17 protein-coding genes are annotated in these 22,054 nt (G+C 74.3%); 7 read left to right on the top strand and 10 right to left on the bottom strand.

Annotated elements, in window-relative coordinates; all coding sequences use genetic code 11:
* Nucleotides 1-27: 27 nt before the first annotated feature.
* The 3 genes from ABIC30_RS13165 to thrC all read right to left on the bottom strand — a co-directional run bounded on the left by ABIC30_RS13165 (nucleotide 28) and on the right by thrC (nucleotide 5,940).
* Nucleotides 28-2,958, bottom strand: a complete 2,931-nt coding sequence (locus ABIC30_RS13165; protein WP_020093345.1) for an EAL domain-containing protein — start codon at nucleotides 2,956-2,958, stop codon at nucleotides 28-30.
* A 185-nt stretch (nucleotides 2,959-3,143) separates the two neighbouring features.
* A complete protein-coding gene (locus ABIC30_RS13160) occupies nucleotides 3,144-4,439 on the bottom strand; it encodes a M16 family metallopeptidase (protein WP_354455373.1) in 1,296 nt (431 codons plus the stop codon).
* A gap of 88 nt (nucleotides 4,440-4,527) precedes the next feature.
* Nucleotides 4,528-5,940: a threonine synthase gene (gene thrC / locus ABIC30_RS13155; RefSeq protein WP_103985036.1), complete on the bottom strand. Its 1,413-nt coding sequence runs from the start codon at nucleotides 5,938-5,940 to the stop codon at nucleotides 4,528-4,530.
* A gap of 221 nt (nucleotides 5,941-6,161) precedes the next feature.
* Here thrC and ABIC30_RS13150 point away from each other — a divergent pair, with 221 nt between their 5' ends.
* Nucleotides 6,162-6,491, top strand: a complete 330-nt coding sequence (locus tag ABIC30_RS13150; RefSeq protein ID WP_056523167.1) for a hypothetical protein — start codon at nucleotides 6,162-6,164, stop codon at nucleotides 6,489-6,491.
* 80 nt (nucleotides 6,492-6,571) lie between these two features.
* Here ABIC30_RS13150 and ABIC30_RS13145 read toward each other — a convergent pair whose 3' ends face one another.
* Nucleotides 6,572-6,985: a DUF4864 domain-containing protein gene (locus ABIC30_RS13145; protein WP_103985038.1), complete on the bottom strand. Its 414-nt coding sequence runs from the start codon at nucleotides 6,983-6,985 to the stop codon at nucleotides 6,572-6,574.
* Between the two features lie 409 nt (nucleotides 6,986-7,394).
* Between ABIC30_RS13145 and rutA the strand changes: the two genes are divergently transcribed.
* From rutA to rutD, 4 genes are all read left to right on the top strand, one after another.
* Nucleotides 7,395-8,489 carry a pyrimidine utilization protein A gene (gene rutA, locus ABIC30_RS13140; RefSeq protein WP_354455515.1) on the top strand — a complete coding sequence of 365 codons (1,095 nt, stop codon included), beginning with the start codon at nucleotides 7,395-7,397 and terminating at the stop codon, nucleotides 8,487-8,489.
* An 11-nt stretch (nucleotides 8,490-8,500) separates the two neighbouring features.
* On the top strand, nucleotides 8,501-9,298 hold the full coding sequence (rutB, locus tag ABIC30_RS13135) for a pyrimidine utilization protein B (protein ID WP_502915842.1): 798 nt from the start codon (nucleotides 8,501-8,503) through the stop codon (nucleotides 9,296-9,298).
* A gap of 114 nt (nucleotides 9,299-9,412) precedes the next feature.
* Nucleotides 9,413-9,799, top strand: coding sequence for a pyrimidine utilization protein C (gene rutC, locus ABIC30_RS13130; protein ID WP_354455370.1), 387 nt, complete (start codon nucleotides 9,413-9,415; stop codon nucleotides 9,797-9,799).
* Entirely contained in the window at nucleotides 9,799-10,578 is a 780-nt protein-coding gene (rutD, locus tag ABIC30_RS13125; RefSeq protein ID WP_091978326.1) for a pyrimidine utilization protein D, read from the top strand. The genes rutC and rutD overlap by 1 nt, the downstream gene beginning before the upstream one ends.
* Nucleotides 10,579-10,585: 7 nt before the next feature.
* Here the strand turns inward: rutD and ABIC30_RS13120 are convergent, their stop codons facing one another.
* From ABIC30_RS13120 to ABIC30_RS13105, 4 genes are all read right to left on the bottom strand, one after another.
* Nucleotides 10,586-11,530 carry a hypothetical protein gene (locus ABIC30_RS13120; RefSeq protein WP_354455368.1) on the bottom strand — a complete coding sequence of 315 codons (945 nt, stop codon included), beginning with the start codon at nucleotides 11,528-11,530 and terminating at the stop codon, nucleotides 10,586-10,588.
* 76 nt (nucleotides 11,531-11,606) lie between these two features.
* Nucleotides 11,607-12,563 (bottom strand): glycosyltransferase family 2 protein, encoded by a 957-nt coding sequence (locus ABIC30_RS13115; protein WP_354455366.1) that lies wholly within the window; start codon nucleotides 12,561-12,563, stop codon nucleotides 11,607-11,609.
* The gene (locus ABIC30_RS13110; RefSeq protein WP_354455364.1) at nucleotides 12,560-13,540 is read right to left on the bottom strand and encodes a glycosyltransferase family protein; all 981 of its coding nucleotides are present in this window, start codon (nucleotides 13,538-13,540) and stop codon (nucleotides 12,560-12,562) included. Before ABIC30_RS13110 ends, ABIC30_RS13115 begins: the two co-directional genes overlap by 4 nt.
* Entirely contained in the window at nucleotides 13,537-14,169 is a 633-nt protein-coding gene (locus ABIC30_RS13105) for a PadR family transcriptional regulator (protein WP_354455362.1), read from the bottom strand. The genes ABIC30_RS13110 and ABIC30_RS13105 overlap by 4 nt, the downstream gene beginning before the upstream one ends.
* A 351-nt stretch (nucleotides 14,170-14,520) precedes the next feature.
* On the opposite strand from ABIC30_RS13105, the gene ABIC30_RS13100 reads away from it, so the two are divergent.
* Entirely contained in the window at nucleotides 14,521-18,477 is a 3,957-nt protein-coding gene (locus ABIC30_RS13100) for a glycosyltransferase (RefSeq protein ID WP_354455360.1), read from the top strand.
* Entirely contained in the window at nucleotides 18,474-19,193 is a 720-nt protein-coding gene (locus ABIC30_RS13095; RefSeq protein WP_042671319.1) for a CatB-related O-acetyltransferase, read from the top strand. Before ABIC30_RS13100 ends, ABIC30_RS13095 begins: the two co-directional genes overlap by 4 nt.
* 67 nt (nucleotides 19,194-19,260) lie before the next feature.
* Here the strand turns inward: ABIC30_RS13095 and ABIC30_RS13090 are convergent, their stop codons facing one another.
* Together ABIC30_RS13090 and trmFO are read right to left on the bottom strand one after the other, a co-directional pair.
* A complete protein-coding gene (locus ABIC30_RS13090) occupies nucleotides 19,261-20,463 on the bottom strand; it encodes a Zn-dependent hydrolase (protein WP_091677322.1) in 1,203 nt (400 codons plus the stop codon).
* 102 nt (nucleotides 20,464-20,565) lie between these two features.
* Nucleotides 20,566-22,005 (bottom strand): methylenetetrahydrofolate--tRNA-(uracil(54)-C(5))-methyltransferase (FADH(2)-oxidizing) TrmFO, encoded by a 1,440-nt coding sequence (gene trmFO / locus ABIC30_RS13085; RefSeq protein WP_042671323.1) that lies wholly within the window; start codon nucleotides 22,003-22,005, stop codon nucleotides 20,566-20,568.
* Nucleotides 22,006-22,054: the final 49 nt, after the last annotated feature.

Genomic DNA, 22,054 nt, shown 5'->3' with positions numbered 1-22,054 from the left:
ACCGGACTGGCCCGTCGGGACCGAATCTCAGGCCGCTTCCGGGGCGGCCCCGACGATCTGGCGGGCCTGCAGCATGGTCATCGGCTCGCCGAAGGCCGGGCCGAGGGCGTACTCGCAGCCGAGACCGGCGAGCGCCTGGGCGTCGGCCTCGGACTCGCAGCCCTCCGCCACGATGGCGAGGTTCAGCTCGCTCGCCATGCGCACGATGGAGCGCAGGATCGCGGTCTGCCCGGTGCCGATCTGGCGCACGAAGGTCGCGTCGACCTTGATCGTGTCGAACGGGAAGCGCTGGAGATAGGAGAGGGCCGAGTAGCCGGTGCCGAAATCCGACAGGCACAGGCCGGCGCCGAGGTCGTGGATCCGCGCCAGCATCTGGGCGGCGTATTCCGGGTTCTCCATCACGAGGCTCTCGCTGAATTCCAGCTTGAGCGAGCCGGGCAGGGCCCCGGAGCGGGCCAGCACGGTCTTCACGTCGTGCAGGAGGTCGTGGCGCAGGAGCTGGCGCGAGGACAGGTTGCAGGCCGCGAAGATCGGCGGCTCGACCTCCAGGGAGCGCTGCCACGCCGCGAGTTCGAGAGCCGTGCGCTCCAGGGCGAAGATGCCGAGATTGACCACGAAGCCGCTCTCCTCGGCGAGCGGCAGGAAGGTCGAGGCGGGGATGCGCCCGAGCTTCGGGTGGTCCCAGCGCAGCACGGTCTCGAACCCCGCCACGGTGCGGTCCTCGAGCCGCACCACCGGCAGGAACAGCACCCGCAGCTCGTTGCGCTCGATCGCCTTGCGCAGGTCGCTCTCCAGCATCAGCCGGTCCGAGCGGTCGGTGCGCATGTGGGCGCGGAACACCTCGATCCGGTCGCCGCCGTTGCGCTTGGCCTGGATCATGGCGATCTCGGCGCTCTTGAACACCTCGTCGCGCTTCAGGTTGGCGCCGGCCTCGTAGAGGGCGAGGCCGATCGAGACGGTCAGGAAGATCTCGCGGTCCGCGTAGGTGATCGGCGTGGCGATCGCCCGGCGGATCATCTCGGCGAAGGCCAGGATCCGGTCGGGGTCGCGCTCGGAGAGGAGGATCACCGCGAACTCGTCGCCGGCGACCCGGGCCAGCGTGTCCTGCGGGCGCAGCAGGCGGCCGAGGCGGCGCGACAGGGTCAGCAGGATCGAGTCGCCCGCCGACAGGCCGATCGCGTCGTTGATGCCCTTGAACCGGTCGACGTCGAGGACGATCACGGTGGGCTTGAGGCGCTGGTCCTGGCCGGCGAAGGCCAAAGCCGCGTCGAGGCGGTCGCCGAACAATTCGCGGTTCGGCAGGCCGGTGAGGCTGTCGTGCACGGCGTCGTGGAGCAGGCGCTCCTCGGCGGTCTTGATCTCGGTGACGTCCGCGATGGTGCCGACCACCCGGATCACCTCGCCGTCGGCGCCGATCACCGGCCGCGCCTTCAGCCGGTACCAGAAGAACGTGCCGGCCTCCGAGCGCAGGCGGAAATCGTGGACGATGCGCCCGCGCCGCTCCTCGATCACCGTGTCGAGGGCCGCCGAGTAGCGCTCCACGTCGAAGGGGTGGAGCGCGCCGAGCCAGTTGGTGGCCGGCCCCTCCAGGGTGCCGCGGGCGAGGCCGAGCTGGCCCTCGATCTCCGGGCCGACGAAGACCCGGTCGGCGGGCACGTCCCAGTCGAACACCACGTCGCCGGCGCCGGTCAGCGCCAGCGCCCGCCGCTCCGTGTCGGAGACCAGGGTGTGGCTGAGGCCGCCGCCCGCGAAGGCGTGCTGGAGCACCGTGAAGCCGATCAGCATCACGATCAGCACGAGGCCGCCGATCAGGGCCGGCTGCACGAGGTCGCTGCCGATCTGGCCGGTGACCGCGAAGCCCGCCGCCGTCACCCAGACGACGAGCAGGAGCCAGGTCGGCACCAGCAGGATCGCCCGGTCGTAGCCGTTATGGGCGGCGAGGTAGACGATCAGCAGCAGGCCGATCCCGGCCACCGCGGCGATCGAGATCCGCGCCACGCCCGCCGCCACCGGCGGGTCGAACACCGCGAGCCCGACGAGGCCCGCCAGGAAGGCGAGCCAGAAGAACGCCACGTGGCTGTAGCGCACGTGCCAGCGGGCGAGGTTGAGATAGGCGAACAGGAAGACCAGCAGCGTCGCCCCGAGCACCGCCTCCGCGGAGGCCCGGTAGACCCGCTCGGCGAGCTCGGTGACCGGGAACACCCGCTGCAGGAAGCCGAAATCGATGCAGGCATAGGCCAGCACCGACCACGCGAGCGCGGCGGCGGCCGGGAAGATGATCGCGCCCTTGACCACGAACACGATGGTCAGGAACAGGGCCAGCAGGCCGCTGATCCCGATGATGATGCCCTTGTAGAGGGTCAGGCCGGCGGTCTTGCGGCGGTAGGCGTCCTGGTCCCAGAGGCGCAGCTGGGGGACGTTGGAGCCGCGCAGCTCGGCCACGTAAGTGACGGTGGCGCCGGGATCGAGCGTGATGGTGAACTGGTCGGCCTCCGGGTTCTCGTCCCGCTCGGGCCGGATGCCCTGGCTCGCCGTGATGGCGGCGATGCGCGAGCCGCCGAGATCGGGCCAGATCACCCCGGAATCGACCAGCCGGAAATGCGGGGCGACCAGGATGCGGTCGATCTGCTCGTCGGTGTCGTTGGTGAGCGCGAACACGATCCAGTCGGGCCGGGCGCCGGCGTCGCGCGCCTTCACGACGATGCGCCGGACGATGCCGTCCTTGCCGGGCGCCGTGGAGATCTGGATCAGGTCGCCGTCGGAGCGGTAGCGCTCGATCGCGGTGGTCAGGTCGATCACCGGCGCGTCGAGGGTGACGCGGACCGCCTCCACGGCCTGTGCGGGCGCGCTCGCGGCGAGCGTGAGCGCGAGGGCACCGACGAGACCGCCGACCAGGGTCAGGAGGAGGGCGAGGATGCGCAAGGGTGTCTTGACTTCCGGCCGTGCGAGCTTCGGCATCGGCCGCCCGGGCGGCCTCGATCGATAGGCGCGGACCTGACCTGGGGCAAGGTCGCCCCGGGGCCGGTCCACCGCCCGCGGATCGCGCCCCTTTGCGGCCAAATCAAGTTGGGCGGGGCGGGGGCCGGCCGTTGCGGGGGGCTCCGCTCGCAAAGACGGTGGCGCGGCGACCGACCGAAGCTGCCCTACGATCCCCGGAGCGCGCCCGCGATCCTGTCGAGGGCGGGCAGCTTGCGGATCGGGCCGATCGCTGCCAGCGTCGGCGTGCCCTGCAGCATCGCGGCCGCCGCGGCGCGGACGTCCTCGACCGTGACGGCGTCGACCTTGTCGATCACCTCCCCGGCGGGAATCACCCGGCCCCAGGCCAGGATCTGGCGGGCGTTGCGCTCGATGCGCCCGCCCGGCGTCTCCAGGGCCGAGAGCAGCGAGACCTTCAGCTGCGCCTTGGCGCGGGCGATCTCGGTGGCGTCGAGGTCGCGGGCCGCCCGGGCGGTGGCCGCCAGGGTCACGTCGACGAGTTCGGGCAGGTCCGCCCCGGCGGTGCCGGCGCCGATTCCGAACAGGCCGCAATCGGAGAAGGGCCAGTGGAAGGCCTGGATCTCGTAGGCGAGGCCGCGGGTCTCGCGCACCTCCTGCCAGAGCCGCGAGGTCAGGCCGCCGCCCAGCACCTGCGCGAACATGTGGAGCGCGTAGTAGCGGTCGTCCCGGAAGGAGAGGCCCGGCAGGCCGATCACCACGTTGGCCTGCTCGAGCTTGCGCGGCATCCGCCGCTCGCCGCCGCCGTAGATTCCCGGCACCGCCGTGGGGGCGGACTTGGCGGGGAGGGCGCCGAAATGGCGCTCGGCCGCCGCCACGATCGCCTCGTGGGTCACGGCCCCGGCGCCCGCCACGACGATGCGGTCGGGCGTGTATTCCCGGTCGAGATAGGCGCGGATCCCGGCCTCGTCGAAGCTCCGGATCGTCTCGGGCCGCCCGAGGATCGGCCGGCCGACCGGCTGGTCCGGGAAGGCCGCCTCCGTGAAGGCGTCGTAGACCACGTCGTCCGGCGTGTCTTCGACGGCGGCGTATTCCTGCAGGATGACGCCCTTCTCCCGGGCGAGCTCGCCCGCGTCGAACACCGAGTCGGTGAGGATGTCGCCGATCACGTCGAGGGCGAGGCCGGCATCCTCGCCGAGCACCCGGGCGGTGTAGCTGGTGCCCTCCGTGGAGGTGGCGGCGTTGATCTCGCCGCCGACATTCTCGATCTCTTCCGCGATCTTCTGCGCCGACCGGGTGCGGGTGCCCTTGAAGGCCATGTGCTCGATGAGGTGGGACAGGCCCGCCTCGTCGGCGCGCTCGTTGCGCGAGCCGGCGCCGACCCAGACGCCGAGGCTCGCGGTGGCGACCCCGGGCATCGGCTCGGTCACCACCGTGACGCCGTTCGGAAGCCGCGTGGTGCGCAGGGACGGCGAGGCGGCGTGGGTGGAGAAATGCTGGTTCATCGACGGCTCGTCGCGGAGGGGGCCGGATGCGGCGCGGGTCCCCGCTCCCGCACTGGAGAGGGGGCGCGTCGCGTGACGCGCGCCGGGCTCACGCACCCCTCGTGATGCGGGCGCGCTCGCGGATGAGCGCCTCCAGGGCGGCCTGGTCGTTGGCGACCCGGGTCAGGCGCTCGGGCCGGTCCATCAGGTCGGCGAGGTGCGGGGGCAGGGCGGGGCGCAGGCCGCCGGTCGCCCGGGCGACCGCGTCCGGGAACTTCGCGGGATGCGCGGTGGCGAGCGCCACCACGGGGGTCGCCGGGTCCCGCTCCAGGAGCCGCCGCCCGGCCCGGACGCCGATGGCGCTGTGGGGATCGAGCACCACGCCGGTGGCGGCCTGGGTCAGGGCGATCTCCGCCATGACGTCGGGCTCCGGCACCGCCACGGCGTCGAACTCCGCCCGCACCGTCGCCAGCACCTCGGGGCTCAGCGAGAACCCGCCGGACTGCTTCAGACCGGCCATCAGCCGCGACAGGGACGCGGCGTCGCGCCCCAGCGCCTCGAACAGCAGCCGCTCGAAGTTCGACGAGATCTGGATGTCCATGGAGGGCGAGGTGGTGGGGACCACGCCGCGCAGCTCGTAGGCGCCGTGCTCCAGGGTCCGCACCAAGATGTCGTTGGCGTTGGTGCCGATCATCAGCCGCTCGACCGGCAGGCCCATCTGCTTGGCGACCCAGCCGGCGAGCACGTCGCCGAAATTGCCGGTCGGCACCGCGAAGGAGACCGGGCGGTGGGGGGAGCCCAGCGCCACGGCGCTGGTGAAGTAGTAGACCGCCTGCGCCGCGACCCGGGCCCAGTTGATCGAGTTGACGCCGGACAGCCGCACCGCGTCGGCGAAATCGGCGTGCTGGAACAGGGCTTTGACGAGGTTCTGGCAATCGTCGAACGTGCCGTCGACGGCCAGCGCGTGGACGTTCTGCGCCGGCACCGAGGTCATCTGCCGCCGCTGCACCTCCGAGACCCGCCCGTGCGGGTAGAGGATGAACACGTCGACCCGGTCGAGGCCGCCGAAGGCCTCCACGGCGGCCGAGCCCGTGTCGCCCGAGGTCGCGCCGACGATGGTGGCGCGGGCGCCGCGCTCGGCCAGGACGTGGTCCATCAGCCGCCCGAGCAGCTGCATCGCCACGTCCTTGAAGGCGAGCGTCGGCCCGTGGAAGAGCTCCAGCAGGAACAGGTTGTCGTCGAGCTGGGTCAGCGGGCAGACCGCCGGGTGGCGGAACGTCGCGTAGGCCGCGTCGATCATCCGGTCGAGGTCCGGCCCGGCGACGTCGCCGTCGATCAGCGGGCGCAGCACCCTTTTGGCGGCCTCCGCGTAGGGCCGGCCCGCCAGGGCGGCGATCTCCGAACGGCCGATCTGCGGCCAGGTCTGCGGCACGTAGAGCCCACCGTCGCGGGCGAGGCCCGCCAGGAGCGCGTCCGAGAACGAGAGCGGCGCGGCCGCGCCGCGAGTCGAGACGTGGAGCACGGGGTCCTCCGAGGGAAGGCGCCCCCTCTACACGATGCCGGCGGACCTGTCGAAAGCCGAGCGCCGCCGCTCTGGCTGCCGGGCGCGCACGGGGCGGGGCCGGCGGTTTAACCGGGGCTGAACGGGCCGGTTCAGGGCCGGTTGCCCGGCCGCGTCCTAGAGCCGGACCGCCCCGCGGCCCCCGAGCCGCCGGGGCGGATCCCGTCTCGGAGAGAGCCGACATGACCCGAATCATCGCCCTCGCGGGCGTCGCGGCACTGCTGTCCGGCACCGTCGCCTTCGCGCAGGCCCCGCCGCCGCCGCCCGGCGGCCCGAGGCCCGGCCCCGAGGCCGGCGCGCCACCCCCGCCCCCCGGCGACCCGCGCCGCGGTCCCGGCCCGGACGGCCCCCCGCCGCCTCCGCCTCCGCCTCCGCCGTCGCGGGCCGCCCACATCGTGCTGGAGCGCGGCGACGCGCGGGTCGACGTGAAGTGCGCCGACGACGACACGACCAAGGCCTGCGCCGACGTCACCCTGCAGATGCTCGAGAAGCTCGGGACGTTCCGGCCCTGAGCTCGGCCTCCGCGCCCGCCGTGCCGGCGGCGGGCGCCCCTCGGGGGCGCGCTCTCCTGCGCGCTCTCCTGCGCGCGTCCTCAGGCGCGCGTGCCGGGCGCCTTGGTGAGGCGGCAGCCGGTGATGCGCCACTGCCCGTCCGCGTCGCGGGCGAGGCTGTACTCGGCCGTCCAGTCGACGCCGTACTCGTCCTGGATCGCCACAGACTGGACCACGCCCGCCGGGTCCGTGTCCCGCGCCTCGCCGAAGACGAAGCTGCGGTGGCGGTAGACCGGACGGTACTGGTTCCGGACCATGCCGATGAACAGGTCGGCATTCGGGAACAGGTCCCGGATCCCCGGCGCGGCCTGCTCATAGGCGGTCTGCGCGTCGTCGCGGCCGAGCGCCTGCTCCTGCTTGGCGATGACCGCCCGGGCCGCCGCGCGCCCCGCCTCGTCGGCTGCCACCGGCCCCGCGAGGCCGAGGACGAGGAGCAGGGCGGGCCACGCGCGCATCGCTGTCACTCCGGCAAGGTCCGGCAGGGTCGGACCGAGATCCGTCATCGTCACGGGAAGATGGTCTTCGCCACGCCCACGACAATGTTTGTGACCCTGCCGACAGTGATCGCCGCACCGTCACCGCACCGTGACCGATCATCGCGCCGCGCGGAAGCGCGGGCCGGCGGGAAGGCGCGGCCGGACGGGAAGCGCGCATGGGTTGGGCAGGCATCGCGCCCTGGTTGTGCAAGTCGCTGGAAAGATGGGCATTTTCGCGCCCGACGGGCGCCGCGGGTTTGACCCTCCGCCGCGGTTTTGCGAGCCTCCGGGCGCCGACTCGGTTCCGGGGGGAACCGACCGGGCGGAGCGCGGGACGACGATGCAGAGCCACGCGGACGACAGCGCCGATGCCCGTCCGGCACAGGCCATGAGCGTCGGGGTGTTCATCCCCATCGGCAACAACGGCTGGCTGTTGTCGGAGAATGCCCCGCAGTACCGCCCGAGCTTCGCGCTCAACAAGGCGATCACCCTGAAGGCGGAGGGCTACGGGCTCGACTTCGCCCTGTCGATGATCAAGCTCCGCGGCTTCGGCGGCAAGACCGAGTTCTGGGACCACAACCTCGAATCCTTCACCCTGATGGCGGGGCTCGCCGCCGTCACCACCCGGATCCGGCTGTTCGCCACCGCGGCGACCCTGTGCCTGCCGCCCGCCATCGTGGCCCGCATGGCCGCGACCATCGACTCGATCTCCGACGGGCGCTTCGGCCTGAACCTCGTCACCGGCTGGCAGAAGCCGGAATACGACCAGATGGGCCTGTGGCCGGGCGACGATTATTTTGCCAAACGCTACGACTACCTGGCCGAGTACGCCCAGATCCTGCGCGACCTGTGGGAGACGGGCGCCAGCGACCGCAAGGGCACGTACTTCCAGATGAACGATTGCCGGCTGAGCCCCCGGCCGCAGGCGCCGGTGAAGATCATCTGCGCCGGTCAGAGCGGCGCCGGACTGGCCTTCACGGCCCAGTACGCCGACTACAATTTCTGTCTGGGCAAGGGGCTCAACACGCCGACCGCCTTCGCGCCCGTGGTGGAGACGCTCGCCGAGGCCAGCGCGCGGACCGGGCGGCGGGTGACCGCCTTCGCCCTGTTCATGATCATCGCCGACGAGACCGACGACGCCGCGATGGCGACCTGGGCGCACTACAGGGCGGGCGCGGATGCCGAGGCGATCGCGTGGCTCGGCGTCCAGGGCGCGGCCGACACCAAGTCCGGCAGCGACACCAACGTGCGCCAGCTCGCCGACCCGACCTCGGCGGTGAACCTCAACATGGGCACCCTAGTGGGCAGCTACGCCAGCGTGGCCGCAATGCTCGACGCCGTCATGACCATCGACGGCGTCGAGGGCGTGCTGCTCGTCTTCGACGATTTCCTCAAGGGCCTCGACGATTTCGGGACCCGGATCCAGCCCCTGATGCGGTCGCGCCGGCACGTGACGGCGGCGGCACTGCCCGAGGTCGCCTGATGGACCGCCCGATGGACCGCCCGATGGATTGCCAGATGGATCGCCCCGCCGGATTCCGCGACGCCCAGGGCCGGCACGGCGGCGTCGTCCTGCCGGCCCGCCCGGAGCCGATCGCCCTCGATCCCGCGACCACGGTCCTCATCGTGGTGGACGTCCAGAACGCCTACGCGAGCCCGGGCGGCTACCTCGACCGGGCCGGCTTCGACGTCTCGGGCACCGGCCCGGTGATCGCCCGGATCGCCCGGGCGGTGGCGGCGGCGCGATCCGCCGGCATCCCGGTCCTGTGGTTCCAGAACGGCTGGGACCCGGCCTATGTCGAGGCCGGCGGCCCGGGCTCGCCGAACTGGCACAAATCCAACGCCCTCAAGACGATGCGGCGGAATCCTGAAGCGAACGCGCAGCTGCTCGCCAAGGGATCCTGGGACTACGCGCTGGTGGACGCCCTGAGGCCGGCGCCCGGCGACATCGTGATGGGCAAGCCGCGCTACAGCGGCTTCTACAACACGCCCCTCGACAGCACCCTGCGGGCCCGGGGCGTCACCACGCTGGTCTTCACCGGCATCGCCACCAACGTCTGCGTCGAGTCGACGCTGCGGGACGGGTTCCACCGGGAGTATTTCGGGATCGTGCTGGCCGACGCCACGCACCAGGCGGGGCCGGAGAGCCTGCAACACGCGGCGCTCGCCAACATCGAGACCTTCTTCGGCTGGGTCTCGGACGTCGCCGCCTTCGAGGCCGCCCTCGGGGCGTCCTCACACGCCGGGATCGATACATCCGGCGGTACATCCGGCGGCGATCTGGCCGGATAAGTGCATCGCGCGCCCGGCCGGTGACCGGCAGGGTGCGCGAAGACCGCCGCGACGCGGCCTCCCGCGCGGCCTGCCCGGCCCGGCCGACAGGTCGCGCGCGGGAGGCGTAGGGGAATGCCCAAGCAGGTCGTGATACCGCCGGGGACCGGCAAGCCGCTGGCCCCCTACGTGCCGGGCACCCTGGCCGACGGAATCCTGTACGTCTCGGGCACGCTGCCGCTCGATGCGGAGGCCAACGTGGTCCATGCCGGCGACGCGGCGGCCCAGACCCGCCACGTGCTGGAGACCGTCCGGGGCGTGGTCGAGGCCGCGGGCGGCACCATGGACGACGTCACCTTCAACCACGTCTTCCTGGCGGACTGGGCCGACTACGCGGCGATCAACGCCGTCTACGCCGAGTATTTCCCGGGCGAGAAGCCCGCGCGCTACTGCATCCAGTGCGGCCTCGTGAAGCCCGAGGCCCGCGTGGAGATCGCCGCGATCGCCCATATCGGCCGCTGATGGGCCCGCTCCCCCACGCGGTGGCCGGCCCGGCGGGCGGGCGGCCGGTGCTGCTCTCGCCGGGCCTCGGCGGCGCGGCGGGCTACTTCGCGCCGCAGATGGCGGCCCTGACCGCGCGGTTCCGGGTCGTCACCTACGACCACCGCGGCACCGGGCGCTCGCCCGGCCGGCTCGCGCCGGACCACGACGTTCCCGCCATGGCGCGGGACGCGCTCGGGGTGCTGGACGCGGCCGGGATCGACCGGGCCGACGTGGTCGGCCACGCGCTCGGCGGCCTGATCGCCCTCCAGATGGCGCTGGACGCCCCCGGGCGGGTCGGGCGCCTCGTCGTGATCAACGGCTGGGACGCGATGGACCCGGCCACGCGCCGCTGCTTCGCGGCCCGCCGGGCGATCCTGGCCGGGGGCGGGCCGGAGGCCTACGTGCGGGCCCAGGCGATCTTCCTGTACCCGGCCCCCTGGCTCTCCGCGGAGGCCGAGCGGGTCGAAGCCGACGCGGCGCAGGCCCTGGCGCATTTCCCCGGCGCCGAGACCGTGCTGACCCGCATCGCCGCCCTGGAGCGCTTCACCATCGCGGACCGTCTCGGGTCGATCGGCCACGAGACCCTGGTCATGGCCGCCCGGGACGACGTGCTGGTGCCCTACACCCGGTCCGAGCGGCTGGCGGCGGCGCTGCCCAAGGCCCGGCTCGCCCTCGCCCCGGAGGGCGGCCACGCCCACAGCGTCACCCGGCCCGAGGCCTTCAACCGGGCGCTCCTGGAGTTCCTGGACCGGGACTGAGCGCCCGCTACGCCCGCAGCGCGATCATCGGCAGCACCACCGCGTCGAGGGCGGCGGCCAGCACCGGGAGCAGGGCCGGCCAGCGCAGGGCCGCCGCGGTACCGATCCGCCCCCGGGCGAAGGCCAGGATCAGCATCGGCGCCAGCGGCAGCAGGTCCCGGGCCTGCATCGCCCCGAGGCCGCCCGCCGGGGCGAGGGCCTGCGGCAGCACCGCCAGCCAGAGGCCGAGCAGCGCGCAGCCCGAGAGCCACAGCCGCTCCGCGCGCGGGGGCAGGGGGCCGCGCCGCAGCGCGACGGGCGGCACCAGCAGCGCGGCGGCCCAGACCCCGGTGAGGAACCCGGGCAGCGGGACGGGCAGGGACACCAATCCGCCCCCCGCCGCGCCGGGGGGCGGAAGCCCGGGGCTCGCGGCCGGAAGCAGGGCCGGCAGCAGGGCCGGCAGCAGGGCCGGCAGCAGGGCGAGCGCGGCGAGCGGCAGCCGCTCCCGCCAGGCGCGGACGCGTCGCCCCGGGGGCGGGAACGGCACCAGCAGCATCCCCACGAGGGGCGCGCAGGCCGGCCGCGCCAGCACCACCAGGGCGATCGCCAGCGCCGCGCCGGCGCGCCGCGCCGATCCGTGCCGGCCCGTCATCGGCCGGGGGCTGAGCAGCGCGGCCGCGAGCGCCGCCAGCGCGAGGACGGGCCCGTCCGGGCCCGGGGCAGCCGCGAGCGAGGCCGGGAAGCACAGCAGCGCGAACAGCGCGGCCCGTCCCCGGGTCGCCAGGGCCAGGGCGGCGAGCCCCAGGCCCAGGAACGCCGCGATGCCGGCGAGCCGGCCGCCCACGGCGAGGGCGGAGGCAGACGGGGTCTCGCCGGGCAGGCCGATCCAGGCCAGCGCGAGGCAGGCCGGGAGGCCGAGGCCCAGGAAGGCAAGGGCCCAGAACCGGCCGTCGCCGGTGACAGGCAGTCTCACGGCCGCGTCCGGGTCGATCGGGCGGCCGGCCCCTGCGCGGCGGGCGCGCGAACAGGGCGCGGCATCGCCGTCCCGCTCAAGCGGCAGTCCGCGCGCGCGCGGCCCGCAGGAGGTCCGGCACGAGCCCCGGCAGCGCCGCGGCCAGGAGCCCCGCCGCCCGCAGGACCTCCGCGGCCTCCCGGGGGGAGCGGCGGGCGAGGGCCAGGGCGAGACGCAGGGGCACCTGCGCGCCGAAGCTCGCCGCCGCCAGGCCGAGGGCCGTCGCGGCGCCGTGGTGCTTGCCGGCGTAGAGGATCTGGCTGCGCAGGAAGTAGAACAGCCGCCGCGCCCGCACCTGCCGGGTCGTGCCCTGGCCGACATGGCGGGCGACCGCCCCGGCCACGTGCCGCACCGCGAAGCCCGCCGCCCGAGCCCGTTCGCAGAGGTCGGCATCTTCCCAGTAGACGAAGAAGCGCGGGTCGAACCCGCCGAGGCTCCGGAACAGGTCGCGGCGGATCATCAGGAAGGCGCCCATCACCTGGTCGACGGCGCGGTCCTCCGCGTGGTCCCACTCCAGCAGGAAGTGCGGCCGCACGAGGCCGAGGCGGTCCAGCGCCAGGGCGCGGCCGAGGAGGCCCAGCGCCGAGGGCGCCCGGGCGCAGGAGCGCGCGGTCCGCCCGTCCGGGTCGACGAGCCGCGCGCCCACGATCCCGGTCCGCGGGTCGGCCGCCAGGGCGGCCAGGGCCACGCCGAGCGCGTCGGGCGCGACCTGCGTGTCCGGGTTCAGGAACAGGATCGCGGGGGCGTCGCCGGCGGCGGCGCCCTGGTCGCAGGCCCGGCCGAAGCCGAGATTCGCGGTGTTCTGGATCAGCCGGAGCGGGCGGGGCAGGGCGGGCAGGGTCTCGGTGGAGCCGTCCGTCGAGGCGTTGTCCACCACGGTGACCTGCACGGCCGCGGCGTCCCGCGCGGCCGCGAGGCTCGCGAGGCAGGCGCGCAGCAGGCCGCCGCCGTTCCAGTTGACGATCACGACGTCGAGGGCAGGGCGGTCGGTCACGGCAGGTCCCGGGGCAGGTCCCGCGGCAGGTCTCGGGGCGGCCCGAGGCGCCCGAGGGCGCCGTCGCGCGCGGCCGCGAGGAGCCTGAGCAGCACGGCGGGCCGGAAGCCCGAATCCGCCCAGTACAGCCCGGCCTGGAGCGGCAGGTAGGCGGCCTGGGCGAGTTTCCAGCGCGGCGGCACGTGCGGCAGCCGCCACGCGTAGATCGCGTTGCGCAGGTAGGTCGCCATGCGGAACAGGGGCTGGCGCGGCATCGTGATCCCGAAGGCCCGGATCGTCCCGCCGCCGACGCGGTGCGGGATCGCGACGGCGTCGGCTCGGTAGCAGCCGTAGCCGAGGCTCCAGGCACGGAAGCACCATTCGAGCTCGACCCCGTCGATGAAGAAGTCGCCGCGGAACGGCCCGACCCGCGCGAAGGCGTCGAGGTCGACGAGCGAGCCCGAGGTCGCCAGGAACTGCACGGGAGCGAGGCCGTCGCGTGCCGGCGCGCCGGGACGGGGCGGGTATGCCGGCGCCTTGTGGCCCGGTGCCGGCGCCGGGACCGGGCCCACCACCGCCGCCGGGATCCCGGCCTCCCGCAGCCGGTCCCGCGCCGCCAGCAGCGCGGCGGCGAGATCCGCGGGCGGCTCGGCGTCCTGGTCGAGGAGGAGGAGGGTCCCGCCCCCCGCGGCGCGGGCGGCCGCCGCGATCCGGTTGAGCGCCTCGGCGATGCCGAGATTCGTGCCCGCCGACAGCAGGGTCACGCCGGCCCGGGCGAGCTGGTCGGCCGTCCCGGCCGGGAGGCCGCCATTGTCGAAGGCGATCACCGCGGCGTCGCCGGCCGAGGCCAGGGCCCGGACGCGCGCCACCTGGTCCGGCCGCGGCCGGAACAGGGTGATCCCGAGGACGAGGCTGCCGAGCCGCGGGTCGGGCACCGGCCGCGTCCCGGTGACGGGTCCGGTGATGGGTCCGGTGACGGGCGCGGGACGGCCCGTCACGCCCGCTCCACCGCGGCGGTCGCCGCCTCCAGCGCGGCCGTGACGGCGGCGGCCTGCTCGGCGCTGAGCGGGCCGCGGGCGAGCCGCATCTGCAGGGCGAGCTTCAGGCCCTCCTTGGCGCGCACGACCGAGGGCGGGGGACCGTCGCCCCGGGCGGCCTCGGCCTCCGCCATCCGGGCGAGGATCGCCTCGAGGGTCGGGCGGTTGCCGTCCAGGAAGGCCTGCCCCTCGGGCGTGATCGCGTGCAGCCGCTTGGTGCCCTCCCCGGGGGTCACCGTGACGTGGCCGAGTTCCTCCAGGAGGGTCAGCGTCGGGTAGACGGTCCCGGGGCTCGGGCTGTAGGCGCCGCCGACCCGCTCCTCGATCGCCTTGATGATCTCGTAGCCGTGGCGCGGCTTCTCGGCGATCAGGTGGAGGATGACGAGGCGCAGGTCGCCGTGGGCGAAGAAGCGCGCGAGGTCGCCGCGGCCGCCGCGGCCGAACATCCGGCGGTCGCCGGGACCGCGACCCGGGTGGCCGTGGGGCCCGTGCCGTCCGCGGGGGTCGCCGCCCATCGGCCCGCGATGGGCGCGGACGCGGAAGGCGTCGAAGGGATCGGCGTGCAGGCCGTCCGAGACATAGGGATGCATGGAGACGACTCGATTTCGATATGACGAATTTTCAGATATATCGAAATACGGTCGACAGCAAGGCCCCTCCGCCGGTCCGCGGCATGACCCGCGGCATGACCCGCGGCATGGCCCGCGGCGCGGACGCCGGCGGCGCCCCGCGGTTTACGGATTCGGCCGGTTCCGCTAGTGCGACTTGTGTCCGACAGGACGATCGCTCCCGCGCCGCCTCGCGCCTCCGACGCTGCCCGCCAGCTGCCGCCCATGACCCGATCAGAGCCCCGCGCCTCGACGGCGCCCGCCCGGCGGGCGGCCGATGGATCCCGCGCCCCGTGACGGCCCGCGGCGAACGCCCCTCCGCAGAGTCCTGAGATGCGCCGCGACTCCGACGGGACCGGCCGGATCTCGGCCCTGACGCGGATGCGACGCCGCCTCGGCCGGCTGCGCGACCCGCTGGCCACGCCGGCGGCGCTGCACCGACGCTGGGCGGGCGCGGCGACCGGCGCGGATCTCGAGGCGCGCCTGATCGCCGCCCTGGCCCCGCACTTTGACACGGGGTTCTACGCGAGCTGGTACGGGATCGCGGCCGACCCGGTGCGCGACTACCTCGTCCACGGCTGGCGCGCGGGCCGCGACCCGCGCCCCGACTTCGACTCCGCCGCCTACCTCGCCGCCCATCCCCACCTCGCCCGCGCCGGCATCAACCCGCTCCTGCACGCCCTCGCGCGCCGCCGCGCCGGGCGTAGCGGGGCCGGCGGGGAGGGGGAGGCGGCCGCCCTGCCCAAGCCCGACACGGCCGAGGCCCACCGCCTCGCCCGCCGCCTCGTCGACGGCGCCTACTATCTCGCCGGCAACCCCGACCTCGCCGCCGCCGGCGTCGACCCGGTCGACCACTACATGGCCTCCGGCTGGCGCGAGGGCCGCGAGCCGGCGCCGCACTTCGACACCCTGGCCTACTGCCTCAGCCGCGGGATCACCTTCGCCACCCGGAACCCGCTGGTCCACTACGTCCTCCACGGCGGCCCCGCCCGGCCCGACCCGGACGCGGCGCTCGCGCTGCGGATCGAGACGCTCGCCCCCTACTTCGACGCCGCCCATTACCGGCAGCGCCTGCCCGGACCGCAGGCCGAGGCGCTGGCCGATGCCTCGGACACGGAGTTGCTGCGCCACTACGTGGCGGAGGGCTGGCGGGCGCGGATCGGCCCGCGGCCGGACTTCGACCCGGCCGGCTACGTGCAGGCGCGGGCCGGCAGCCGGGCGGTCGCGGACGACCCGTTCTTCCGCTACGTCGCCGAGACCCGGCTGACGGGGGCCGAGCCGTTCGCGGGGCCGCACCGGCTGAACCTGCCGGCGGTGGACGCGGACTGGTACCGGGCGACCTATCCGGACGTGGGCGGGCGCGAGCCGTTCCTGCACTTCGCCGAGGCGGGCTGGCGGGAGCTGCGCGATCCCGGCCCGGGGCGCTCGACGCTGGCGGCGCTGCTGCGGGTCTGCGGGCTGCGGCCGGCGCGGGCGCCGGTGGAGGACACGGGCTGGCTCGGGGCGATCGGGCAGGAGACCCTCGACCGGGACGCGTTCCTGGACCTGCAGGCGCGGCTGGTGGCGGGGCATTTCGACCACGGCTTCTACCGGGCGCGCTACGGGCTGTCGGAGGCAGAGGACGCGGTGCGCGACTACTGCGACACCGGCTGGCGCAAGGGCCGCAACCCCAGGCCCGACTTCGACGGGCAGGCCTACGCCGACGCGCATCCCGGGATGCGCGAGACGGGCCTCGCGCCCCTCGTCCACCGCCTCGCCACGGCGCTGATGCACGGCACCGACATCGCGGCCGGTGCCTTCCACCCCCGCTACGGCACGCCGGATTCGCGGGAGGCCGCGCTGCGCGAGGAGGCCCGGACGGTCGCGCCGTTCTTCGACGCCGCCTTCTACGCCAAGCGCAACCCCGACGCCGCCGACGCCCCGCTCGCCCACTTCGTCGCCTACGGGCAGCACGAGGGCCGGGACCCGAGCAAGGCCTTCTCGATCGCGTTCTACCGGGAGACCTACGGGCACCTGCTGGGTCCCGGGGAGTCGCCGTTCCTGCACTACGTGCGCACCGGCCGGGCCGCCGGGCTGATGGGCTGCCCCGAGGATCTCGGCACCTGCCCGCCCATGGAGGCTCCGGCGGCCGACGAATGGGACCGCCTGCCCCGGGCCCTGCCCATCGCGCAGGCCCAAGTCGTCGTCATCGTCCCCGTCTACAAGGGCCGCGGCGAGACCCTGCGCGCCCTCCACGCCTGCCTGTCGGCGCCCCAGGCCACCCCCTTCACCCTGCTCGCCGTCAACGACCGCTCCCCCGACCCGCAGCTCACCGCGGAGCTCGCCGCCCTCGCCGGCCGCGGCCTGTTCCACCTCGTCGAGAACGAGCGCAACCTCGGCTTCGTCCGCTCGGTCAACCGCGCCCTCGGCCTGCGCCAGGGCCGCGCCGTCGTCCTGCTCAACTCCGACGCTGAAGTCTTCGGCGACTGGCTCGATCGCCTCGTCGCCCACGCCGAACACAACGCCGAGCCTCGGGCCGGGTCCGGCACGGAAGGAGGGGCAGAGGCTGGGGCAGAGGCTGGGGCAGGGATGGGCGCGGGGCTGCCCGTGGGCAGCGTCACGCCGCTGTCCAACAACGCCACGATCTGCTCCTACCCGCGCTTCAACGCCAACAACACCATGCCGCTGGAGATCGCCCGGCCCGACCTCGACCGCGTGGCCGCGCAGGTCAACCGCGGCCGCGCCGTGCCCGTGCCCACCGGCGTCGGCTTCTGCATGTACATGACCGCCGCCGCCCTCGACGCCGTCGGCGACCTCGACGCCGAGGCCTTCGGCAAGGGCTACGGCGAGGAGAACGACTGGTGCCTGCGCGCCACCAAGGCCGGCTTCGTCAACCTGCTCGCCGAGGACGTGTTCGTCCACCATGCCGGCCAGATCTCGTTCGGGCTCGACGCGGGCGGCGAGTACGACCAGGGCCAGGCGGCGCTGCTCGCCAAGCATCCCGACTACCCGGCCCGGGTCGGCCAGTTCGTCCAGGCCGATCCCGGCCGGCGCGGGCGGGCGCGGCTCGACCGGGCGCGGCTCGCCCGGCACTTCGCCGGCCGGGCGCTGCTGTACGTGACGCACAGCTGGGGCGGGGGCATCCAGCGGCACATCGACGACATGGTCGCGCAGGCCCGGGCCGAGGGCCTGAGCGTGGTGCTGCTGCAGATCGACCGGACCCGCAACCTCGAGGTCCACGTCTCGTATCGCGGCCCCGAGTTCCTGTACCTGCCCAACCTCGACAGCCTGTACCTGCCGCGCGACGCGGCCGAGCTCGCCGACTTCGTCGGGCAGCTGGCGCCGGTCCTGATCCACGTGCACTCGCTGGCGGGGCTGCGCTGGGGCGCGGCGCGGGCGCTGATGGCGGTGGTGGCGGGCGCGGGGCGTCCCTACGCGTGGACGCTGCACGACTACTCGCCGGTGTGCCACCGCAACCACCTGGTGCAGCCGGACGGGCGCTACTGCGGCCTGGCGCCGGTGGCGGAGTGCCGGTCGTGCCTGGCGGTGGACGCGGACGGGTTCGAGGAGCCGGATCCGGGCGAGCGGCGGGCGGCGTTCGGGGCGTTCCTGGCGGGCGCCGCGCGGGTGTTCGCGCCGTCCTCCGACACGGCGAGCCGGATCCGGACGGTGTACCCGGACCTCGCGGTCACGGTGCGGCCGCACGTCGAGCCGGAGCGGTCGGTGCGCTCGACCGCCCTCCAGCGGCCTGGCCGAATCCGCCGCGTCGCCGTGCTCGGCGCGATCAGCGCCACGAAGGGCGGCCTGTTCCTGCAGGCGCTCGCCACCGACGCGCGGGACCGCGACCTGCCGCTGCACTTCGCGATCGTGGGCTACTCGGACCCGGCCCTGGCGATCGGCCTGGAGCGCGTCGGGGTCGCCCAGACCGGGCGCTATTCCGGGGACCACGAGGCCCTGGACCTGGTCTGGCGGCTCTCGGCCGACCTCGTGCTGCTGCCGGCGATCTGGCCCGAGACCTACTCGTACGCGCTGACCCTGGCGCTGCGCACCGGCCTGCCGGTGGCGGCCTTCGACCTCGGCGCGCCGGCCGAGCGGCTGCGCGCCTACCCGAACGGGCACCTGCTCCCCGGCGCGCTGGCCACCGACCCGGCCGCCTTCAACGACCGCCTGCTCGCCATCGACGTCTCGGCCGCGGGCCGGCTCACCGTGCCGATCCGGGCCGCCACCTACGGCGACCTGATGGGCGACTATTACGGCCTGGACCCGGCGCCGGCCGGGACCGGGCACCCCAGCGACGAGGACGCCGCATGATCTCCGTCAACGAGGACATGAAGCAGGAGATGCTGCGCCGCGGCATCTCGGTGCTGCACCCGGCCCCGTTCGGCCTGCCGGAGGATTGCGTCTTCGAGCCGCCGTGCAGCATCAAGTGGATGGGCGTCGATTACTGCCTCACCATGGGGGCGTTCTCGTACGCGGTCAGCGGCTACTATTTCGGCGCCGACATCGCCCGCTACTGCTCGATCGGCGAGAGCGTCCAGGTCGGGCGCGGCAGCCACCCGGTCCAGTGCGGCTCGACCTCGCCGCTGTTCTACACGCACCACTCGGCCGTGTTCGACCGCATCGACCCGCGGGCGGAGGATTACGAGATCTCCGGCCCGTATCTCTGGCCCAAGCGCGTGCGCATCGGCAACGACGTCTATATCGGCCACGGCGCCTTCCTGATGCCCGACATCACGATCGGCGACGGGGCGGTGATCGGCGCCATGGCGGTGGTGACCAAGGACGTGCCGCCCTACGCGATCGTGGCCGGCAGCCCCGCCCGGATCGTGAAGATGCGCTTCCCGGACGCGCTGATCGAGCGCTACCTGAAGGTGCAATGGTGGCGCTACGCCTTCTGGGACCTGCGCCAGTGCTCGATCACCGACCCGGAGACGTTCATCGACGCCGTCGAGGAGCGGATCGCCGGGGGCATGCAGGAATACCGGCCGGAGCTGATCCCGATCCGGTCGCTGGTGCCGGGCGCCTGAGCCCAGGCACCTGAGGCCGGGCGCCCGCCGGGACGCGCCCCGCGCCGGGGCGTCCGGGGCGGCACGCTCAGCCCGCCAGCACCCGCGCCGCCGCGTCGCCGAGAGCCCGCACGCCGAGGGCGAGGTCGGCGTCGCTGGTATCCTCCGCCCAGTGGTGGCTGATGCCGCCGATCGAGGGCACGAACAGCATCGCGGCCGGCAGGATCCGGGCGACGTTCTGGGCGTCGTGCCCGGCCCCCGACGGCATCACCTGCCACCCGCCGGGGCAGACGCTCTCGGCCGCCTCCGAGAGGGCGCGCATCAGGGCCGGGTCGCAGGGGGCGGGGATCGCCTTGGCCAGGGCCGTCAGCGTGGCCGGGCAGCGCTCGCGCCGGTTCGAGTCCCGCACCAGCGCCTCCAGGCAGGCCTCCATCCGCTCCAGCACGGGCATCGCCACGTCGCGGAACTGGAAATACACCTCGGCCCGCCCCGGGATGATGCTGAAGCCGCCGGGATCCAGGGTGATCCGTCCCGTGGTCCAGGTGCTGCGCGGCCCGCAGACCTTCGGGAATTCCCGGTCGATCGCCGCGAGCAGCCGCACCGCCGAGAGACCCGCGTCCCGGCGCTCCGCCATGGTGGTGCCGCCCGCGTGGTCCTGGTTGCCGGCGAAGTCGATCCGGAACTGCCAGATCGCCACGATGCCGCTCACCACGCCGAGATGCAGGCCGGCGGATTCGAGCTGCGTGCCCTGCTCGATGTGCATCTCGAGGAAGCCGCGGTAGCGGTCCGGGTCGAGCCGCGTCCGGGGCAGGCCGGCGAGGCCGGCGCTCGCGAGCGCCGCGCGGAGCGGCGTGCCGTCGGTGCGGTTGCGGGCCTCGTCGATCTCGGCCTCGGTCAGGTCGCCGATCGCCGAGCGGCTGCCCAGGAAGCCCCCCGAGAAGTGCCCCTCCTCGTCCGCGAAGGCGACGACGTCGACGGGCAGCCCGGCGCGGGCCAGAGCGACCCCGGCCACGACGCCCAGCGCCCCGTCGAGCCAGCCGGCCTCGTTCTGCGTCTCGATGTGGCTGCCGACCAGCAGGTGCGGGCCCGGCCCGCGGTGGCGCCCGAGCACGTTGCCGATCCCGTCGATGGAGGCCTCCAGGCCGCAGGCCTCGAGCCGGGCCATCAGCCAGCGCCGGGATTCCATGTCGTCGGCCGAGAAGGTCGGCCGGTGGACGCCGGTGCGGAACCGGCCGATCTCGCGCAGTTCGTACAGGTCGGCCAGGAAGGCCCGGGTGTCGATCGCGGTCATGGTGAGCCCAGGCGATGAGGCCGAGTGTTGAGGCCAAGTGTTGAGGCCGAGTGAGGCGGCCACGTGGAGAGGCCTCCGGCGGTGCAAGCCCCGTGCGGCCCGCTATTCCGCCGCCGCAGGTCTCGAGGCCGCGCCCTGCGCGCCACCCCCCGCGCCCTCCAGCCAGGCGGCGAGATCGGCCCGGGCCCGGTCGGTGAGCGCGCGCTTCTTCAGCGCCGCCTTCTCGGGCCCGCGCAGGCGCCGGCCGGTCTCGTTGCGGGGGGCCCGCTCGAGCGGCGGGAACAGGCCGAAATTCACGTTCATCGGCTGGAACGAGCGCGGGGCGTTGGCCTCCCCGTCCGCCATCAGGTGGCCGCCGGTGATGTGGGCGATGAGCGCGCCGAGGGCCGTGCTCTGGGGCAGGGGGGCGAGGGGGGCGCCGGCCGCCTCCGCGACGGCGAAGCGGCCGGCCATCAGCCCGACCGCGGCGCTCTCGACGTAGCCCTCGCAGCCGGTGATCTGCCCGGCGAAGCGCAAGGTCGGACGGGCCCGCAGCCGGAGGGTGGCGTCGAGGAGGCGCGGGCTGTCGAGGTAGGTGTTGCGGTGCAGGCCGCCGAGGCGGGCGAACTCGGCCCGCTCCAGGCCGGGGATCATGCGGAAGACCCGCACCTGCTCGGCGTAGGTCAGCTTCGTCTGGAAGCCGACCATGTTGTACAGGGTGCCCAGCGCGTTGTCCTGGCGCAGCTGCACGATCGCGCAGGGCTTGACCAGCGGGTCGCGGGGATTGGTGAGCCCCACGGGCTTCATCGGCCCGTGGCGCAGCGTCTCGGGGCCGCGCTCGGCCATGACCTCGACGGGCAGGCAGCCGTCGAAATAGGGCGTGCCCTCCCACTGCTTGAACCCGATCTTCTCGCCCGCCACGAGGGCGGCCACGAAGGCGTCGTACTGCTCCCGGGTCATCGGGCAGTTGAGGTAGTCCGCGCCCGTGCCGCCGGGTCCCGGCTTGTCGTAGCGGGACTGGAACCACGCCACGTCCATGTCGATCGAGTCGCGGTGGACGATCGGCGCGATCGCGTCGAAGAAGGCCAGCGACTCGGCGCCGGTGAGCCCGCGGATGCCCTCGGCCAGCGCCGGCGCGGTGAGCGGGCCGGTGGCGACGATGCAGGGGCCCCATTCCTCCGGCGGCAGGCCCTCGACCTCCCCGCGGACGAGGGTGACGTTCGGGTGCTGCTCCAGGGCCCGGGTCACCGCGGCGGAGAAGCCCTCGCGGTCGACCGCCAGCGCCCCGCCCGCCGGCACCTGGTTGGCGTCGGCCGCCCGCATGATCAGCGAGCTCAAGGAGCGCATCTCCTGGTGCAGCAGCCCGACGGCGTTGCCCTCGGGGTCGTCCGACCGGAACGAGTTGGAGCAGACGAGCTCGGCCAGCCCGTCGGTCCGGTGCGCCTCGGTGCCGCGCACCGGGCGCATCTCGTGGATCACGGCGCGGTGCCCGGCTTCGGCCACCTGCCAGGCGGCCTCGGATCCGGCGAGGCCGCCGCCGACGATGTGGATGGTCTGTGTCATGTCCGAGAATAGCGAAGGACCGCCGTCCGGATCAACGGGCGGCGGTCCT

The organism is Methylobacterium sp. 1030 (assembly GCF_040544715.1).
In the GTDB taxonomy this organism is placed as follows: domain Bacteria; phylum Pseudomonadota; class Alphaproteobacteria; order Rhizobiales; family Beijerinckiaceae; genus Methylobacterium.
This window is presented reverse-complemented; position numbering and strand designations above follow the sequence as displayed.

Bases quoted from the DNA above. Each gene is read 5' to 3' on its own strand.
- ABIC30_RS13165 (WP_020093345.1), bottom strand. From the start codon at position 2,958: ATGCCGAAGCTCGCACGGCCGGAAGTCAAGACACCCTTGCGCATCCTC.
- ABIC30_RS13160 (WP_354455373.1), bottom strand. From the start codon at position 4,439: ATGAACCAGCATTTCTCCACCCACGCCGCCTCGCCGTCCCTGCGCACC.
- ABIC30_RS13150 (WP_056523167.1), top strand. From the start codon at position 6,162: ATGACCCGAATCATCGCCCTCGCGGGCGTCGCGGCACTGCTGTCCGGC.
- ABIC30_RS13145 (WP_103985038.1), bottom strand. From the start codon at position 6,985: ATGCGCGCGTGGCCCGCCCTGCTCCTCGTCCTCGGCCTCGCGGGGCCG.
- rutA (WP_354455515.1), top strand. From the start codon at position 7,395: ATGAGCGTCGGGGTGTTCATCCCCATCGGCAACAACGGCTGGCTGTTG.
- rutB (WP_502915842.1), top strand. From the start codon at position 8,501: ATGGACCGCCCGATGGATTGCCAGATGGATCGCCCCGCCGGATTCCGC.
- rutC (WP_354455370.1), top strand. From the start codon at position 9,413: ATGCCCAAGCAGGTCGTGATACCGCCGGGGACCGGCAAGCCGCTGGCC.
- rutD (WP_091978326.1), top strand. From the start codon at position 9,799: ATGGGCCCGCTCCCCCACGCGGTGGCCGGCCCGGCGGGCGGGCGGCCG.
- ABIC30_RS13105 (WP_354455362.1), bottom strand. From the start codon at position 14,169: ATGCATCCCTATGTCTCGGACGGCCTGCACGCCGATCCCTTCGACGCC.
- ABIC30_RS13100 (WP_354455360.1), top strand. From the start codon at position 14,521: ATGCGCCGCGACTCCGACGGGACCGGCCGGATCTCGGCCCTGACGCGG.
- ABIC30_RS13095 (WP_042671319.1), top strand. From the start codon at position 18,474: ATGATCTCCGTCAACGAGGACATGAAGCAGGAGATGCTGCGCCGCGGC.
- ABIC30_RS13090 (WP_091677322.1), bottom strand. From the start codon at position 20,463: ATGACCGCGATCGACACCCGGGCCTTCCTGGCCGACCTGTACGAACTG.
- trmFO (WP_042671323.1), bottom strand. From the start codon at position 22,005: ATGACACAGACCATCCACATCGTCGGCGGCGGCCTCGCCGGATCCGAG.